Genomic DNA, 17,160 nt, shown 5'->3' on the forward strand with positions numbered 1-17,160 from the left:
GCCATGGACATGATATTCGCATTCCTCCGCACCACATTCGCCGCCATCGTCGTGACGATCGCCCTTGGCGGTTCTGCCATGGCGGATGACGCGCCACTGAAGATCATCGTCCATCCCGGCCAGAGCGATGCCGATGTCGAGCAGATCCTCGATTTCGCGGCACGAAGCGGCAGGCCTGTGGCGATCGAGGTCGGACAGGCGACGACGGTTTCACCCGGGACTGCGATACCTATTCCGGCAGCGGTAGCAGGCAATACCGGCACAACGCCCGCGACATTCTCGCAAGTCACATCCACCCAAGCTGTATCCCAGGCACCCGCATCTTCGCCACCTGCGGCACTGGCACCTGCCGCAGCCGCACCAGCACCCGCGCCTGCCCCCATGACACCGACGCCCGAAATGATGGCGACAGACATGGGTATGGCGAAGTGGAGCCAGTTTTCCGCCGCCTTCATGCGCGGCGCGACGACAGCTCTCTCCGGCGTCGGCAGCCTGCCCACGGCGATGGTGATGGCAGACGAGAAGCTGACCGAGGAAGGCAGCAGCCATGGCCGGGTCCTGCTTCTTGCGCTCTCGACGATCGCAGCCGCGGCCACCGCGACACTCATTCTGCGGCGGCTGATTGCGGCTGCATTCACGCGGGAAGTGCCGCAGGGCGGACGAATGACCGGGATCATCGGTCAAAGCCTGAGGCGAATGATCGGGGATCTCGCCTCGGTGGCGTTTTTCCTTGTCGCCACACGCTTTGTGTTTGATCTGCTCGGACCGCAAGGGGAAGCAACGACCCGCATGGTGAGGAGCATCGTGACGGCCATTATCGTGGCGTCGCTCTATGTCTCGCTTGCGCGGCTGCTGTTCAAGAAAAACCACGGCGGGCGCAGCCTGGTGCCGATCAACAGGCCGGAATGGCATTTCCGCATATTGGTGACCTACGGCCTGATCAGCGCGGCGATTGCCGAAATGGCAAGGCTTGCAGGCGCTATCGGGATAGACAGCCTGATTATCGACGGCTGGTTCCTGACCGGCAATACGCTGCTGACACTGTTGAAGCTCTACTGGTTCATCGGTGGGCGCAACGATATTCGCGACGCCTTCATCAGCGACAATCCAGGCATTGTACGCCGGGTTGCCGGAAATCTTCTGCCGGAATTTTACGTCGTGACGGCGCTGGCGCTGTGGCTGATCTGTGTGCTGTTTGCCGGAACGCCGAACAGCGCCCGCTGGATCTTCGCCGCCGGCACGACGCAGATGGCCCTGCTGGCACTGCCGATCCTTGCACTCGGCGCACATGCGCTGGTCGATGATTTTACGCGGCACCATGAGCGGGTGCGAGGTGCTGGTCTTGGTTCTTCACTTCTCGCAAGCCTCAGGGTGCTCTGCGCGGGTGCCGTGTGGATCGGCGGGTTGCATCTGATCACCGCCATATGGTCGCCGTTCATGGGCGGACAGGCGGCGGACGCGACGGGCTGGATTCTCTGGCTCGAAAGACTGAGCTTTGCGATCGTGGCAAGCTGGGCTGTGGCGAGTTTCATCTGGCACTATTCGGAAGCGCTTGCCCCTTCGCCGGCCATCATGCTGCCGGGACATGAGGACCAGAACGAGAAGCGCCAGACCAGCAGGCTCTCGACGGCGATGCCCGTCGTGCGCAATCTGGCGCTCGGAGCGGTGCTTGCCGTCGGTGCGCTGGTCATATTGAGCGCTCTCGGGGTCAATGTGGCGCCGCTTCTTGCAGGCTTCGGCGTGCTGGGCCTGGCGCTCTCCTTCGGCTCGCAGGCACTGGTAAAGGATATCGTGTCTGGCATCTTCTTCATCGCCGAGGACGCATTCCGCATTGGCGAATATATCAGCACCGGCAGCCAGCAGGGCACGGTGGAACAGATCGCCATCCGCTCGGTCAGGCTGCGCCACCATAACGGGCCGATCCATACAGTGCCCTTCGGCCAGATCAGCTCTGTCAGCAATTACAGCCGTGACTGGGGCACGATCAAATTCCAGCTGAAGTTCGAGCGGGAGAGCGATCCCGAACTGATCCGCAAGACAGCCAAGAAGGTCGGCATCGCCATGCTGGACGATCCCGAATTCGGAGCGGATTTCCTAGTCCCCCTGAAGATGCAGGGCATTCAGGACATTACCGAAACGTCGATCGTGGTGCGCTTCAAGTTCACCTCGCTGCCGGGCAATCCGAGCATTATCAAGCGCGAGGCGATCAAGCGGCTGATTTCCGCCTGCAAGGCTGCGGGGCTGGAATTTGCGTCCAATGCCGTTACGGTGAAATCACGCGGTGAGATGCATGACGATGCGGCGGCTGCGACCATGCTTCAGCCGCTGGCACCGGTCGCATCGTCTGCATGAGTCCTATCAGATGCCGCTGCCCTGCTGTTCGGCGACTTCCTTCTGCGGGATATGGTCGACGAGGACCTTCAACTCGCCGGCATGGATCTTGAGCAGGATATCGCGATCCATCGGCAGGAGTTCGCCATCGATGACGCAGCGGACATCCTTGCGGTGGCGGGGGAAATGCAGTTCCAGCTCGGTCACGGTCATCGCCGTCACCGCTTCATTGTCTTTCAGCCGGCCGCGCAGGATATCGAGCGTGAGCTTTGCGACACCGGCAGGCGTCAGCGGATCGGCAATGTAGAACCCAAGATGGCCGCGGGTGACATCATCGGCATACATCAGCGCGTCGCTGCCGAATTCATTATTCGATACCGAGATCGCCGAAACCCGGCGCACACCAGTCTTGCCCTCGGCATTGAACTCGACCTCGAATTCCGGCGGGTTCAGCATCACACCGATCGCGGCACGGGCGCTGGCGCGGATTTTTCCCAGACGAGAGGCATAGCTCATCGAGTTGCGGTAGCGCACCATGCGGGCATGCAGCCCGGCGGAGAACTGGTGGACAAAGCTCCTGCCATTGGCGCTGGCGATATCGACATTGCGCACATCCGAATGGGAGAGAACATCGATGGCATCCCAGATATCCAGCGGGATCTTCAGCGAACGGGCAAACAGGTTCATGGTGCCGGCCGGCACGATGCCGAGCGCGATGCCGCTCTTCCAGGCGATCGAGGATGCGGCGGAAATGGTGCCATCACCGCCGCCGGCGATCAGGCCGTCAACTCCGTTCAAGGCTGCGGCCTTCTCCATCGTCTCGACAACCTTGTCGCCGGACACGACATGGCACTCGATCTCATGCCCCGCTCCTTCGAACGACCGCAGGGCATGGGCGCAATAGGCGTCCATGTCGGTGGTTCGGAAGGTGCCGCCATCGCGGTTGAACACTGCATAAAGGTTCATGAACTATCCGGTTTGAAATTTGAGGCGGCGAGACAACGGGTGGATCAGGAAATGGTTGCGGGACGCGGTCTTATCAAGAGCGCCGCGTTGATAGATGAGCAGAAGATATGTCGATCGCATGTGAAAATTTGACGAAATACAATGTTCATCTACCGCACTGCACAATGACATGGTAAGCTGATATCCGCGGGCGGATTTGCGGCCGCAACGGCCAATCGGGCGGGACGGTTCCTGCCTGTCCCATTCTTCAAGACGATCCGACATCATGACCGACAGCGTACATTCCATGGATGCCGCACGCGCTGCATCCAGCCATCAGACCCTTTCTCCCCTCGCGGTGCTGCTTATAACCTTCGCCCTTGCAGTGGGTGGCTTCGGCATCGGTACCGGCGAATTCGTCATCATGGGGCTGTTGCCGGACGTGGCGAAGACCTTCGATGTCAGCATTCCGATGGCAGGCTATGTCATCAGCGCCTATGCGCTGGGCGTCGTCGTCGGTGCGCCGATCATCGCGGTGCTTTCGGCACGGGTGCCGCGCCGCACGTTGCTGCTCTGGCTGATGGGCGTATTTGCGGCGGGCAATATCCTGTCCGCCATGGCGCCCGACTTCTGGAGCTTTACCTTCCTGCGCTTCCTGACCGGCCTGCCGCACGGCGCCTATTTTGGCGTCGCTTCGCTGGTGGCAGCGTCGATGGTGCCGCCGAACAAGCGCGCACGCGCCGTCGGCCGGGTCATGCTGGGCCTCACCATCGCGACGCTCCTAGGCACGCCGCTTGCCACGTTCATGGGCCAGCTTCTTTCCTGGCGCGCCGCTTTCTATCTGGTCGGCGGCATCGGCGCCCTGACGGTCGCGCTGGTCTGGTATTTCAAGCCGAAGGATAAGGTGCAGGAAGGTGCGAGCATCCTGCGCGAACTCAGCGCATTCGCCAAACCGCAGGTGTGGCTGACGCTCGGCGTCGCAGCCGTCGGCTTTGGCGGCATGTTCTCGGTGTTCAGCTACATCGCCTCGACGACGACCGAGACGGCCGGCCTGTCGGCGAGCATGGTTGCCGTAGTGCTGGCGCTGTTCGGCATCGGCATGAATGTCGGCAATATCGTCGGCTCACGGCTCGCCGATATCTCGCTGAAGGGTACGATCGGCGGTTCAATGGTGTTCTACATCATCGTCATGCTGATCTTCGCCAATTTCGCGCAATATCCGATCGTGCTCTATATCACCGTCTTCCTTGTTGGCTGCGGTTTTGCACCCGCGCCTGCACTGCAGACACGCCTTATGGATGTGGCCGCCGATGCGCAGACGCTCGCCGCTGCCTCCAACCACTCGGCCTTCAACATCGCCAATGCACTCGGTGCGGCCCTCGGTGGTCTCGTGATCTCCTGGGGCTGGGGTTTTGCGGCAACCGGTTATGTCGGCGTATTGTTCTCGCTGCTCGGGCTCGGCGTATTCTCCGTCTCGATCTGGCTCGAACGCAAGACCGGTCACGCCTGAGATCTGCCACCACAGGATTTGATAGACGTACCGAGTGCGGCCCATCGCTCCTTGCGCCACGCCCAAGTCCGCGCCATCTCTAGTCCTCGATACAGCAAGGGAGATGATCGATGCGCGCCGTGGGTTTCAACCAGAACCAGCCGATTTCGTCCGAAACAGCTCTGGTCGACATCGACCTGCCGATGCCGGAGGCCAAGGGGCGTGACCTGCTGGTCGAGATCAGAGCGATTTCGGTCAATCCCGTCGACACGAAAACCCGCAAAAATGCGGTTCTCGAACCCGGCCAGTACAAGGTACTGGGCTATGACGCGGCCGGTGTGGTCAAGGCGGTCGGCCCGGATGTCAAACTCTTCAAACCGGGCGACGAGGTCTATTATGCCGGCGCGATAAACCGCCAGGGCACCAATGCCGAGTTCCATCTGGTAGATGAACGGATCGTCGGGCCTAAGCCGAAGACGCTGAGCTTCGAACAGGCCGCCGCGCTGCCGCTGACCGCAATCACCGCCTATGAGACGCTGTTTCACCGGATGCGGGTGCAGGACAAGGTGGCAAGCGCCTGGAACGCCGTCCTTCTGATCGGCGGCGCTGGCGGTGTCGGCTCGATCGCCATCCAGCTTCTGCGCGAGCTTTCAGACGTCACAGTGATCGCCACCGGCTCACGACCCGAGACGCAGGACTGGATCAGACAGCTCGGCGCGCATCATGTGCTCGACCATTCCAAGCCGCTTGCCCGGCAGATCGCAGAACTGGCGATCGGTGCACCGGCCTTTGTCTTTTCGATCACGGAAACCTCGCAGCATATCGGCGATATTCTGGAACTCATCGCCCCGCAGGGTCGTCTCGGCCTGATCGACGATCCGAAAGAGCCTGTCGACGTGCGCCAGTTCAAGCGCAAGGCGCTTTCGATCCATTGGGAAACGATGTTCGCCCGGCCGGTCTTCCAGACGGCAGACATGATCGAGCAGCACAAGCTTTTGACGCAGGTCGCGGAACTGGTCGATGCCGGGAAGATCAAGACGACGCTGTCTGACGTCCTAGGTCCGATCAATGCGACCAACCTGAAGGCGGCACATGCCTTGATCGAAAGTGGCAAAACCCGCGGCAAGCTGGTTCTCTCGGGATTCTGACAACGCAGCCAGCTCTGTCCGAACTCTTCCTATACTTACCAAAGCGCAAATTTCTCGCTATGATTGTCCCCTTAAGCCTATGGGGGGACATCATGGCGACATCTCAGACATCATCATATGGCAATCCGAACCCGATCAGCGCTCTGACCGGCTCCACCTGGTTCGGTTATCTGGCGCGCACCATCCTGACCTTCATGTTCTGGGCAAGTGGGCTTTCCAAGCTGATCGACTTCAATGCCGGCGTCGCCGAGATGGCGCATTTCGGGCTGGAACCGGCGGTCGCCTTCAACATCGCGACGATCGTCACCCAGCTCGGCGGCTCGATCCTGATCATCCTCAATCGCTGGACCTGGCTCGGCGCAGGCGCTCTGGCAGTTTTCACCGCCTTGACGATACCGCTCGTGCATCACTTCTGGACGATGGAGGAGCCGTTCAAGACGATCGAATTCTATGTGGTGATGGAGCATATCACGGTGATCGGCGCGCTGATGGTGGTCGCCTGGAAAGCGCGGACCTGAAATGTAAAAGCCCGCCGCGATGGACGCAACGGGCCTGACTGAATTTGAGCCTCCGGGTTCAGGCCTGGATGACGACGACCTTCGCGCCAACCTGAACGCGGTTGTAGAGATCGATCACGTCGTGGTTCATCATGCGGATGCAGCCGCTCGACATGGCGTGGCCGATCGATTCCGGCTGGTTGGTGCCGTGCAGGCGGAACATCGTGTCGTTGCCGTTTCGGTACAGATACATGGCGCGGGCGCCGAGCGGGTTGTTCGGGCCGCCCGGCAGGCCGCCGGCGAGCTTGCGATAACGTTCCTCGCGGCGCTGCATGGCGGGCGTCGGGGTCCAGGACGGCCATTCGGCCTTGCGACCGACATAGGCATTGCCGGAAAGCGCCATGCCAGCGCGGCCGACGCCGACGCCGTAACGGATCGCCTGACCGCCGCCGAGGACGTAATAGGCGCGGCGTGCAGGGGTATCGACCACAACGGTGCCGGGGGCATAGTTGCCGGAGAAGGCAACCTGCTGGCGGCGCAGTTCCGGCTTGATCTTGTCGATCGGCACGCGGTGAAGGGGGAACTCTTCTTCCGGCACGGCAGCGTAATTTTGCTGCTCGTTATAGGTCGAAGCGCAACCGGCCAGCAAAAGCGGCAAGCCAGCCAGAAGGCCGCGGCGTGAAATCGGCATGATCGTGTCCTTGATGCGTCGAAAAGATGACGCAAGCTAAGGACGTTATGGTTAATGCTTCGCTAATGACGTGTGTCGCCGAAGCCTCGGCTGGTAACAATCGTGTTTGATGTCACTCGTCTTCGCAGGGCCATGAGGGCGGCATCTTCAGTCCCTCCGGCAATTTCGTCCTGTCGTCGCCGCAAGCCAGCGCAATCTGGTCCTGCTCGAGGCCCGTCGCCTTGGACAGATCAACACCTTCGATCCGGGTCAGGAAAAGGAACGCGTTATTGAAATCAACCGGCCCGCTCATGTCGACATTATGGAAGGTTGCGCGAGAAAGATTGACCAGCGCAAAACGAGTGTTCGCCAGCTTTGCCTTGTAAAAGATCGCGCGACCGAGCTCGGCCTTGGTGAAGTCGACATTGGTCAGGTCGGCATCGGAAAAATTCGATCGCTGCATTTCGGCCGACACGAACGTCGCACCGGCAGCAGAAATGCCGGAGAGATTGCTGCGATAGCCTTCCGCGCGCTCGAAATTGGCATCTCTCGCATCCGAACCGGCGAGCGAGGCACGCACCAGCATGGCCTTGCTGAAATTCGCATTCTTGATGTTCGTACGGCTGAGATCGGTCATGCTGAAATCAACGCCGGAGAGATTGGCTCCCTCGAAATTGCTGTTGTCCAGCATCAGCAGCCGCTTCTTGCAGTTGCTCCAGTCAACACCCGGCGTCGGATAGGCACGGCAATCGACCGCGGCCGCTTCACCCGCAAAGAAGAATGCCGGCATGATCGCAATCGCGGCGAAGATAAAAATACGCCTGATGGCCCCGATGACGGAGGCGACGCCGAAGACGATATCTCTGTTGCTCATCACATGCTGACCTGTTGGCGCGAACGAAGCCGATTTCTTATCCTGAACCATACCTATTCTTCTTTCACGCGACACGAAAGAGATAGGCAATCAGCCAGATGTGATCAGATATAAGAATGAACTCAGCGTTACCAAGACCTTTTCAGCCCCGGATAATATCCGGCGGATGAAATTGAAAAACGGCAACTTAAAAGCTGCCGTTCATCATTGATGTTGCACGAGACATTCTCGCAACCGGACCGAAGATCACATGTTCGGATAGACCGGTCCCTCGCCGCCCTGCGGCGGCACCCAGTTGATATTCTGGTTGGGGTCCTTGATATCGCAGGTCTTGCAATGGACGCAGTTCTGCGCGTTGATCACATAAACCTCCTCGCCATTCTGCTCGCGCCACTCGTAGACGCCTGCCGGACAGTAACGCGTAGACGGACCGGCATAGATGTCATGCTCGGAGCGCTTCTGAAGCTCCATGTCCTTCACCTTGAGATGGACCGGCTGATCCTCCTCGTGATTTGTGTTGGACAGAAAGACGGACGACAGGCGGTCGAAGGTCAACACGCCATCCGGCTTGGGATAGTCGATAGGTTTGTGCTTTGCCGCCGGTTCGAGCGACTGGGCGTCGGTCTTGCCGTGTTTCAGCGTGCCGAACAAAGAGAAGCCGAACAGCTGGTTGGTCCACATGTCCAGCCCGCCGAGCGGGATGCCGATGACGGTGCCGAATTTCGACCAGAGCGGCTTGACGTTGCGGACCAGCTTCAGGTCCTTGCCGATCGGGCCGGAACGCCATTCGTTTTCGATCTCGACCGGTTCGTCATTGGCGCGGCCGTCGGCAATTGCTGCCGCGATCTTGTCGGCGGCGAGCATGCCGGAGAGAACGGCATTATGCGAACCCTTGATGCGCGGCACGTTGACGAAGCCTGCCGAGCAGCCGATCAGCGCGCCACCGGGGAAAGAAAGCTTCGGCACCGACTGGTAACCGCCCTCGGTGATTGCACGGGCGCCGTAAGAAATGCGCTTGGCGCCCTCGAAGGTAGGCGCGATTGCCGGATGAGTCTTAAACCGCTGGAACTCCTCAAAGGGAAAGAGATAGGGGTTCTTGTAGTTCAGGTGCAGGACGAAGCCGACGGCAACAAGATTGTCTTCCAGGTGATAGAGGAAGGAACCACCGCCGGTCTTCATGTCGAGCGGCCAGCCGAAGGAGTGCTGGACGAGACCCTGCTTGTGGTTCTCGGGCTTGACCTCCCAGAGTTCCTTGATGCCGATGCCGAATTTCTGGACGTCACGATCCTTCGACAGCTCGAACTTCTCGATCAGCTGCTTGGCAAGCGAGCCGCGCACGCCTTCACCGATCAGCGTATATTTGCCCAAGAGCGCCATGCCGCGGGTGTAATTCGGGCCGGGCTCGCCGTTCTTCTCGATGCCCATGTCGCCGGTCGCTACGCCGATAACGTTGCCTGCATCGTCATAAAGCACTTCGCTTGCGGCAAAGCCCGGATAGATCTCGACACCGAGTTCCTCCGCCTTGGTCGCAAGCCACCGACAGACATTGCCGAGCGAGACGATGTACTTGCCGTGATTGTTCATCAGCGGCGGCATGGCGAAGTTCGGCAGTCGAACGGAGCCGGCTGGCCCCAAGAACAGAAACTGGTCGTCGGTGACCTTGGTCTTGAACGGATGCCCCTCCTCCTCCTGCCAACCAGGCAGGAGCGCATTGATGCCGACCGGATCGACCACCGCGCCGGAGAGAATATGGGCGCCGACTTCCGCGCCCTTTTCCAGCACCACCACGGTGAGGTCGGGATTGATTTGCTTCAGCCGGATTGCAGCGGACAGGCCGGCCGGGCCAGCACCGACAATCACGACGTCGAATTCCATCATCTCCCGTTCGGGAAGTTCCATCTCTTCGCTCATTCCATATGCCTCCGCCTTGGCGGGATCCCCTTTTGTCAAACTATTCCTTGGCAAATGCCAGGGTGGTTGTCGAGCCGAGATGCGACACCCGCTGACCAGACACGAAGACCCACTCCCTTATCTGCAGGACAAATAACGTTTACGTCAACGTCAAAATGTCGCACAAATCTCCAAGCTCTTGTTGTCATACAACCTGACAAGCTGCAAGTTCTCTTCGAAACAGGATATCCGTAAAGTCAAACCGCACCACAAGCCAAGGCCTCATGCATGATTGCGTCCTAACGCCGCCCCGCTTCGTCTGCGCCTGATCGAGCCGATCCAAAGACCGGATCAGGCTTCCAATGTGAGCCGCGGCCATTATAACCGCATGCACAGACAACATCGTCACAGGAGAACGGAATGGATCTGGGAATTTCGGGCAAAAGGGCGCTTGTCCTCGCTTCTTCGCGCGGTTTGGGCCTCGGGATCGCAACGGCGCTCGCCAATGAAGGCGCCAATGTTCTCCTGGTGGGACGTTCGGGCGACAAGCTTGCCGAAAACTGCAAGACGATCAACGCCGCCGGAAAAGGCAAGGCTGACTGGGTCTGGGGCGACCTCGCCGACGAGAATTTCGTCGAGGCCATGGTTGAAGCGGTTAGCCAAAAGCTCGGCGGCATCGATATTCTTGTCAACAACACCGGAGGCCCGACGCCCGGCGGCACGCAGGACATGAGCGCCGACAAGCTCGACAGCTTCTTCCAGTCGATGGTGCTAAGGGTGATTTCGCTAACCAACGCGCTCCTGCCGCAGATGAAGGAACAAGGCTGGGGCCGCATCCTGACCGTCGCCTCTTCCGGCGTCCTCGAACCGATCCCCAACCTGGCACTGTCCAACACGCTGCGCGGCGCGCTGGTCGGCTGGAGCAAGACGCTTGCAACCGAAGTCGCCGGCTCCGGCGTGACCGCCAACATGCTGCTTCCGGGCCGTATCCTGACGGACCGTATCGAGGAACTGGATGGCGCCAATGCCAAGCGGCTCGGCAAGAGCATGGAAGAAGTCCGCGAAGCTTCGGTGAAGACCATTCCGGCCGGTCGCCTCGGCACGGTCGCAGAATTCGGTGCCGCCGGCGCCTTCCTCTGCTCGGAACCGGCAAGCTACATTACCGGCACGATGCTGCGCGTCGACGGCGGCGCGGCAAAGTCGCTCTGACAATATCAGGCCCGGTGAACAGCCGGGTCCTTTCATTTGCGGGGATCGGTTTGCCGCATCCGCGGCAACCATCCGGCATTGATGGCAGCGGCATTCGTCTTATCTTCCTCGTGACCTCAACGACATGAGAGAGCGGCAATGCATTTAATCAGGCTTATCGCCGGTATTTTCGGTTTTCTCGTCGGCATCATCGGGCTTGTCTGGATCGGTCAGGGCACGGGCGTGTTTCCCTACCCGCGCTCCAGCTTCATGATAAACCAGACGCCCTGGATCTTCTGGGGCTTGCTGGCAACCGTCATAGGCGTGCTGATCGTCTGGGCATCACGCCGCTTCCGGATTTGACGGGCTTCGGCTATCATCTGATTCCGGCGCGGCCCGCGCCTCCCCCTCCGATCGGGAAAGCAGATTTCATGCCGGGCACTGGCGATTTCAACCGACTGTCCGGGCAGAAGCAAAAGGAGGGATTGCGAATATTGCTCGCATCAGGAGGTTTTCGTCGATGAAACTTTCGGCCCCCATATATCACCTGAAGCGTAAGGCCAAGGCCCTGTCGCGCCAACAATCCATCCCTCTCAATGCCGCGCTCGACCGTATCGCACGCACCGAAGGCTGCAAAAGCTGGAGCTTGCTTGCGGCGCGCCACGCCGCCGCGTCTCCAGCCAGTGAACTATATCAACAACTGAAGCATGGCGATCTGGTGTTGATCGGCGCAAGGCCGGGACTTGGCAAGACGCTGATGGCGCTGGAACTGGCGCTTGAGGCGATGAAGGGCGGCAGCCGCGCCTTCTTCTTCACGCTGGAATATACGCAAGCGCAGATCGCCGAGCGGCTCTTACGGCTGGGAACAGAGCTTTCCCGCTATGGCGACCGTTTCGTTTCGGATTGCTCCGACGGGGTCTGCGCCGATTACATCATCAAGGCCACGGAGGATGCCGCCCCCGGCACATTGATCGTGGTCGACTATCTGCAATTGCTGGATCAGCAACGTTCGACCCCACCGCTCGACCAGCAGATTTCGGCGCTGCAATCCTTCGCGAGATCGAAAGGCCTGATCATCGTTTTCGTATCGCAGATCAGCCGCAGCTATGATCCGAAAGACAAGCCGTTTCCGACGCTCGACGATGTGCGACTTGCCAATCCGGTGGATCTGGCAGCATTCGACAAGACCTGCTTCCTCAACGAAAGCGGCGTGCGTTTTCAGGCAAACGCCTGAGAGAATATGCGAGCCGGGTCGATACGCCCGGCTCGCATCTGATTTCAATTCGGCCGGCCGGAAGCCAGCTTCGGCAGGTCGGAAATCAGGCCGTCACGAACAGTGAAGCTGATCGGCTTGTCGGGATGCCGCTTGTTGTCCGCCAGCATGCGGGCGAAGACGACCTTCTTGTCGCCCTTCTCGGCCCAGCCGACGAACCAGCCGAGCGGGCGGCTGCCGTCCAGCTTGCCATTGGCGTTTCGAAGAGAGCCTGCGCCGGTCTTGCCATGAACCGTCCAGCCGTCACCGGCCTCAAAAGTCGGCACGATTGCCTGTGTCATGGTCACTGCCTTTGCCGAAATCGGCAGCTTGCCGGTGATGAAACGCCGCAGAAAACCCACCTGCTGGTCGGGCGATATCTTCAGCGAGGAACTGAGCCAGGATTCCGTCAGCCCGTCGGTGCCGCCCGGCCCGCCATTAACGTCCCAATTGCCGTAGTCGAACCGGCGGACGTAATCGGCGAAGGCCTCCTTTCCGAGACGGCGGGTGATTTCCTGCGAATACCAGACGATCGAGTCCTTCTCCCATATCGTCGGGTCGGTCGTCTTCTGCTCGCGCTCAGAGCGCTTGAACTTCGCCTGGTATTCCCAGCGGGGATTATGGTCATCCACAAGAATACCCTTGTCGTAGCCCATCATCGCCAGCGGCAGCTTGAAGGTCGATTGCGGATAGAAGGGGCTATCACATCCGCCCTCCCGGTGGATTGCCATACCGGTGTCGACGTCGAGAATGACGGTGCAGCGCACTGGCTCAGCGGCCCGGGCGGGAGCCGCAACGGCAATAACGGCCGCACCGAAAAGAGCGAGAAAGGAGAGTTTTCCAGGGGTCAAGGCAGATCAACTCCATACGTTCGACAAGGGCCTTGCGATAGACATGAGCGACCCGGCCAAAACATGGCGGCATGGACATCCGGGCCATGATTTCACCAACATGAGAAATCTATCATTCAATCATATTTTCACATGCTTAAATATTGATTTTATTTATCATTCGCGCGTTGACCCCACTTCAATCCGCAGCTGCTAGAGGCCGCTCCGCATTCGTTAACAGCGGAGAATATAGTGTTTCTCGAAGGTATTTTCGGTGGCGGAAGCCAGTCCAGCTCACCGAGCCAATCATCGCCATCGTCCGGTTCTTCCGATGCGACGGACAACGAAACGACGACTGGTGAAAACAACACGGCACCATCAAGCGGCAGCCAGTCCGACACAGTCGAAAACTACTCGCCGGAAGAAACCGATGACGGTACCTATGGCCCGACGCCGCCTGCCGAAGCGGGAACGGACGAACCGGTAGACGAGAGCGCCTCTCAGCCTGTGGACGAGACCGAGACCGCCGGGGCGCCCCATGCGGCAGACGGCGATGTTCCACCAGATGAAGCCGTCGCCGAGCACTCCACCTCTGATGAAGCTTCGGCATCGACCGAGGACGATAGCATATCGGGCAGCGAGCCGGATGCGGATTCATCTGCCGGCCAGGCGGACGGTTCAGCATCAACAAGCGCGCCCGCGGCAGGTTCGGGTGTCCGGGATTTCGTCACCCCGCTGCTGGCCGATCTTCAGGCGATCAGCCAACGTTCGTCTGCGAAGGCCAATGAGGACGTCTCGGCCAGCCAGCGGCGCGCTGCGGCCAATGTACATGACCAGATGATCCGGCAGATGCTCGACCAGATCTCGGCAACGGACACCGGCGCTTCGTCGACGCAGCTGTTCAAAAGCAAGGAAGCCGAACAAACGCAATCCCTGCCCGCCCGTTGGTACGCCGAAGCCTGACCGACACGATCGGGATCGGGCCGAAGCAAGGGGCGCAGCATCTGCGCCCCTTTTGCTATCCGCAAATGCAGTCGATGTCTGCCATCGGCCCGAAGCAGACAAATTGCGCTATCTGTTCATGTTTCGCAGAGCGCTGACAAAGAGGCCGTCGATATAGTCTTGGCAACCTAACCGAGTTGCCGATTCGTCTAGTTTTCTTCGAATTTCTTCAGGCGGCCTGCTTGATGCAATTCCATTGGGCACGTTGTGGAACATGTCCGCCAGAATTTGCGCTTTTCTCAGGTTCTCAGCTGCTCTGATTTCTATTAACGCATAATGCAGAACCGTTAGAATGACTTCATAATCTGTGACCTCTGATGGCACCGTCTTACCTCTGATCCATTCTGTCCAGGTGGGACGCGTTCGCTATGGAAAACTGAAAAGATTTCCTATTATCCCCGTCAGACGACACCGGTTAAGTGCTGCGCCAAATGTGGAAGAGATCATTCCGAACACGAACCAGTGTAGATGATGTCAGGGTGGCGGGTCGGCTTTCGGCCCACTGCGGACAACCCGGTGTCTTGAAACTGGCCGTCACAGGACAGACTGCCGTGTTACACTTTTGACGCATAAACAGCTCGAAGAAGGTACTTTCCGTATCGCTCATCGCGCAAACGCCCCCAATCCGCGATGAGACGTTCCGCTGGTGTGACTGGCCGTCGATACTCAACTGACCGCAAGACGCGGCCATCTTCCTTAATGACATCTGCATGAGTCACCTTCGGAGTGCCATCAGCGAACCGCAGGTACATATAGGCAAAAACAATTAGGTGTCGCTTTCCCAGCGACTCAGCGCGGTCGTCGATCCTCTTCACCGCAGATTGTACTGCATCAAAATCAGCAATCCTTACGGCTCGTTCAAGCTGAACGAACGCCAAAAAGAGCAGCTTATTCTCGAGCGTTATAAGTCCATCTGGCGTCCGCTCGACGCCATGGCTAATCAGCCTCTTCTTGACGAATTGATATATTGATATATTGATATATTGATATATTGATATATTGATATATTGAGCCAAGCATCTGAGATGCTTACCGAGTCAATGCCTGTATCGCAATGAGGTTGCTGTGATGGTCCGGGTTCGGTCCAAAGCCGAAATCAATTCCCTACATCGCGGATCGTACACTCCCGCTTTCTCACAGGGTTAATGGTCGAAACTTAAGAACCAGCTTATTAGGGCCGTCATAGAGATCGATTTCTTCAACTCCTGCCTCCAGCTGAACGATCCGATGAAAGTGCAGTTCTGCTGGCTGAGGCACTATGGTGATCGTGCCATTTGGATCAGGCAAAACGACCTCGCAAGTCACATAGCCTTCGATGCTCAACACCAAAGGCCGCACGTTGTTCTGATAGTCCCAAGGTGTTCCTTCAACACGGAATACGGTGCCCAGGATTTTCATTGCGACAAGATGCATCGGTCCAATTCCTTAACAATCATCTTCCGGGAATCAAGATGTGCCGATGGTGGACTATCGCTAGCTGCGCATCCGCGCAATGACCGTTTCCAGCGCCTTGCGGACATCTACTTCTGGCTGAATTTACGATCGAACCCGCCAGCGCCGCAGCGCTCACGACTGGTGGCGTTCGTCACGTAATTCAGCATCCACCGCCCCCTTCCCGCTTGCTTTGGCGCCGAGCCTGTGGCATCAGGCGCGCTCTCAAAAAGGGCGAGGCAGCGGCTTCGCCCTTATCGCGTCCGGGAGCGTCCCGGCTCAATCATTTTTGCAGACCACAAGGAGCACGGCCATGGCACGGGCGCTCGGGCTTGATTTCGGCACGACCAATACCGTTCTGGCGCTGGCAGACAGCGGCAGCACTACCCATTCGATGCAGTTTTCGAGCAGCGCAGGCGAGACGGATTCGATGCGCACGGCGCTCTCCTTCATGAAGGATGCCCAGCTCGGCGCTCAGGCACTAAAGGTCGAGGCCGGACAGGCGGCGATCCGCCAGTTCATAGACAATCCGGGCGACGCCCGTTTCCTGCAGTCGATCAAGACCTTTGCCGCAAGCCCGATCTTCCAGGGTACGCTGGTCTTTGCCCGTCGCCACACATTCGAAGATCTGATGGAGGTCTTCCTCAAGCGGTTGAAGACTTATGCGGACGGGCACTGGCCCGCCGAAGTCTCGCGCCTTGTCGCTGGCCGGCCGGTGCATTTTGCCGGCGCCAGCCCGGACGAGAAGCTTGCGACGGATCGCTATAACGAAGCGCTGACACGGCTCGGTTTTCCCGAGATCCATTATGTTTATGAACCTGTCGCAGCAGCCTATTACTTCGCCCAGACGCTGAAGACCGATGCCAATGTTCTGGTCGCCGACTTCGGCGGCGGCACGACGGACTATTCGCTGATCCGCTTCGAACGCGTGGCCGGCAAGCTGACGGCCAAGCCGATCGGCCATTCCGGCGTGGGCATTGCAGGCGACCATTTCGATGCGAAGATGATCGAACATCTGGTAGCCCCGGAAATCGGCAAGGGCACGTTCTTCAAGAGTTTCGACAAGCTCTTGGAAGTACCATCGAACTACTACGCCAATTTTGCGCGCTGGAACCAGTTGTCGATCTTCAAGACGACCCGCGAGTTCAACGACCTGAAATCGCTGGTGCGCTCGGCGATAGACCCGGACAAGCTGGAACTGTTCATCGAACTGGTCGAGCATGACGAAGGCTATCCGCTCTACCAGGCGATCTCGGCCACCAAGATGGCGCTTTCTTCCGCGGAAGAAGCCGAGTTCAATTTCTCACCGCTTGGCAAGGCCGGCAAGAAGATGGTCAAGCGTGCGAATTTCGAGACCTGGATCGCAGACGATCTGGCAAAGATCGAAGGCGCATTGGACGATGTGCTGACCAAGACGAATACCGCACCGGCCGAAGTCGACAAGGTGTTCCTCACCGGCGGCACTTCCTTCGTTCCCGCAGTGCGCCAGATCTTTACCCGGCGTTTCGACGCATCGAAGATCGAAAGCGGCGGAGAGCTTCTGTCGATTGCTCATGGTCTGGCTCTGATCGGAGAGAGCGAGAATGTCGGTGAATGGGCGGCTTAAGGCTTTC

At 59.0% G+C, this 17,160-nt stretch carries 15 protein-coding genes; 9 read left to right on the forward strand and 6 right to left on the reverse strand.

The annotated features are described in order from the left end of the window. The first annotated feature begins 3 nt into the window (after positions 1 to 3). Positions 4 to 2,352 (forward strand): mechanosensitive ion channel family protein, encoded by a 2,349-nt coding sequence (locus GGE33_RS09035; RefSeq protein WP_183822540.1) that lies wholly within the window; start codon positions 4 to 6, stop codon positions 2,350 to 2,352. Between the two features lie 6 nt (positions 2,353 to 2,358). On the opposite strand, the gene GGE33_RS09040 is transcribed toward GGE33_RS09035, so the two are convergent. After that, complete coding sequence (locus tag GGE33_RS09040; protein ID WP_183822542.1) at positions 2,359 to 3,297, reverse strand: diacylglycerol/lipid kinase family protein; 939 nt, start codon at positions 3,295 to 3,297, stop codon at positions 2,359 to 2,361. Positions 3,298 to 3,562: 265 nt separating this feature from the next. Between GGE33_RS09040 and GGE33_RS09045 the strand changes: the two genes are divergently transcribed. The 3 genes from GGE33_RS09045 (at position 3,563) to GGE33_RS09055 (ending at position 6,431) form a co-directional block, all read left to right on the forward strand. Then, positions 3,563 to 4,786 (forward strand): MFS transporter, encoded by a 1,224-nt coding sequence (locus GGE33_RS09045; protein WP_183822545.1) that lies wholly within the window; start codon positions 3,563 to 3,565, stop codon positions 4,784 to 4,786. A gap of 110 nt (positions 4,787 to 4,896) precedes the next feature. Beyond that, on the forward strand, positions 4,897 to 5,913 hold the full coding sequence (locus GGE33_RS09050) for a zinc-binding alcohol dehydrogenase family protein (protein ID WP_183822547.1): 1,017 nt from the start codon (positions 4,897 to 4,899) through the stop codon (positions 5,911 to 5,913). Between the two features lie 92 nt (positions 5,914 to 6,005). After that, the gene (locus tag GGE33_RS09055; protein WP_183685004.1) at positions 6,006 to 6,431 is read left to right on the forward strand and encodes a DoxX family protein; all 426 of its coding nucleotides are present in this window, start codon (positions 6,006 to 6,008) and stop codon (positions 6,429 to 6,431) included. Positions 6,432 to 6,489: 58 nt separating this feature from the next. Here the strand turns inward: GGE33_RS09055 and GGE33_RS09060 are convergent, their stop codons facing one another. From GGE33_RS09060 to GGE33_RS09070, 3 genes are all read right to left on the reverse strand, one after another. Continuing rightward, positions 6,490 to 7,101 carry a L,D-transpeptidase gene (locus GGE33_RS09060; RefSeq protein ID WP_148145509.1) on the reverse strand — a complete coding sequence of 204 codons (612 nt, stop codon included), beginning with the start codon at positions 7,099 to 7,101 and terminating at the stop codon, positions 6,490 to 6,492. A 112-nt stretch (positions 7,102 to 7,213) separates the two neighbouring features. Then, positions 7,214 to 7,870, reverse strand: coding sequence for a pentapeptide repeat-containing protein (locus GGE33_RS09065; RefSeq protein ID WP_394353642.1), 657 nt, complete (start codon positions 7,868 to 7,870; stop codon positions 7,214 to 7,216). Between the two features lie 330 nt (positions 7,871 to 8,200). Further along, entirely contained in the window at positions 8,201 to 9,865 is a 1,665-nt protein-coding gene (locus tag GGE33_RS09070; RefSeq protein ID WP_183822551.1) for an electron transfer flavoprotein-ubiquinone oxidoreductase, read from the reverse strand. Between the two features lie 399 nt (positions 9,866 to 10,264). On the opposite strand from GGE33_RS09070, the gene GGE33_RS09075 reads away from it, so the two are divergent. The 3 genes from GGE33_RS09075 (at position 10,265) to GGE33_RS09085 (ending at position 12,266) form a co-directional block, all read left to right on the forward strand. Continuing rightward, positions 10,265 to 11,053 (forward strand): SDR family oxidoreductase, encoded by a 789-nt coding sequence (locus GGE33_RS09075; protein ID WP_183822553.1) that lies wholly within the window; start codon positions 10,265 to 10,267, stop codon positions 11,051 to 11,053. A 138-nt stretch (positions 11,054 to 11,191) separates the two neighbouring features. Next, complete coding sequence (locus GGE33_RS09080; protein WP_183822555.1) at positions 11,192 to 11,395, forward strand: hypothetical protein; 204 nt, start codon at positions 11,192 to 11,194, stop codon at positions 11,393 to 11,395. A gap of 157 nt (positions 11,396 to 11,552) precedes the next feature. Further along, positions 11,553 to 12,266: a DNA helicase gene (locus GGE33_RS09085; protein WP_183822556.1), complete on the forward strand. Its 714-nt coding sequence runs from the start codon at positions 11,553 to 11,555 to the stop codon at positions 12,264 to 12,266. A 44-nt stretch (positions 12,267 to 12,310) separates the two neighbouring features. Here GGE33_RS09085 and blaOXA read toward each other — a convergent pair whose 3' ends face one another. Continuing rightward, positions 12,311 to 13,135, reverse strand: a complete 825-nt coding sequence (gene blaOXA / locus GGE33_RS09090) for a class D beta-lactamase (RefSeq protein WP_183822558.1) — start codon at positions 13,133 to 13,135, stop codon at positions 12,311 to 12,313. Between the two features lie 231 nt (positions 13,136 to 13,366). On the opposite strand from blaOXA, the gene GGE33_RS09095 reads away from it, so the two are divergent. Further along, a complete protein-coding gene (locus GGE33_RS09095; RefSeq protein WP_183822560.1) occupies positions 13,367 to 14,077 on the forward strand; it encodes a hypothetical protein in 711 nt (236 codons plus the stop codon). Positions 14,078 to 15,250: 1,173 nt separating this feature from the next. Here the strand turns inward: GGE33_RS09095 and GGE33_RS09100 are convergent. Beyond that, positions 15,251 to 15,529 carry a hypothetical protein gene (locus tag GGE33_RS09100; protein ID WP_148145517.1) on the reverse strand — a complete coding sequence of 93 codons (279 nt, stop codon included), beginning with the start codon at positions 15,527 to 15,529 and terminating at the stop codon, positions 15,251 to 15,253. 331 nt (positions 15,530 to 15,860) lie between these two features. On the opposite strand from GGE33_RS09100, the gene GGE33_RS09105 reads away from it, so the two are divergent. Then, on the forward strand, positions 15,861 to 17,153 hold the full coding sequence (locus tag GGE33_RS09105) for an Hsp70 family protein (protein WP_183822562.1): 1,293 nt from the start codon (positions 15,861 to 15,863) through the stop codon (positions 17,151 to 17,153). Positions 17,154 to 17,160: the final 7 nt, after the last annotated feature.

Source organism: Aliirhizobium cellulosilyticum (assembly GCF_014198105.1).
GTDB lineage: Bacteria > Pseudomonadota > Alphaproteobacteria > Rhizobiales > Rhizobiaceae > Neorhizobium > Neorhizobium cellulosilyticum.

Bases quoted from the DNA above. Each gene is read 5' to 3' on its own strand.
- GGE33_RS09035 (WP_183822540.1), top strand. From the start codon at position 4: ATGGACATGATATTCGCATTCCTCCGCACCACATTCGCCGCCATCGTC.
- GGE33_RS09070 (WP_183822551.1), bottom strand. From the start codon at position 9,865: ATGAGCGAAGAGATGGAACTTCCCGAACGGGAGATGATGGAATTCGAC.
- GGE33_RS09080 (WP_183822555.1), top strand. From the start codon at position 11,192: ATGCATTTAATCAGGCTTATCGCCGGTATTTTCGGTTTTCTCGTCGGC.
- GGE33_RS09045 (WP_183822545.1), top strand. From the start codon at position 3,563: ATGACCGACAGCGTACATTCCATGGATGCCGCACGCGCTGCATCCAGC.
- GGE33_RS09040 (WP_183822542.1), bottom strand. From the start codon at position 3,297: ATGAACCTTTATGCAGTGTTCAACCGCGATGGCGGCACCTTCCGAACC.
- GGE33_RS09065 (WP_394353642.1), bottom strand. From the start codon at position 7,870: ATGCCGGCATTCTTCTTTGCGGGTGAAGCGGCCGCGGTCGATTGCCGT.
- GGE33_RS09050 (WP_183822547.1), top strand. From the start codon at position 4,897: ATGCGCGCCGTGGGTTTCAACCAGAACCAGCCGATTTCGTCCGAAACA.
- GGE33_RS09100 (WP_148145517.1), bottom strand. From the start codon at position 15,529: ATGCATCTTGTCGCAATGAAAATCCTGGGCACCGTATTCCGTGTTGAA.
- GGE33_RS09105 (WP_183822562.1), top strand. From the start codon at position 15,861: ATGGCACGGGCGCTCGGGCTTGATTTCGGCACGACCAATACCGTTCTG.
- GGE33_RS09060 (WP_148145509.1), bottom strand. From the start codon at position 7,101: ATGCCGATTTCACGCCGCGGCCTTCTGGCTGGCTTGCCGCTTTTGCTG.
- GGE33_RS09085 (WP_183822556.1), top strand. From the start codon at position 11,553: ATGAAACTTTCGGCCCCCATATATCACCTGAAGCGTAAGGCCAAGGCC.
- GGE33_RS09075 (WP_183822553.1), top strand. From the start codon at position 10,265: ATGGATCTGGGAATTTCGGGCAAAAGGGCGCTTGTCCTCGCTTCTTCG.
- GGE33_RS09055 (WP_183685004.1), top strand. From the start codon at position 6,006: ATGGCGACATCTCAGACATCATCATATGGCAATCCGAACCCGATCAGC.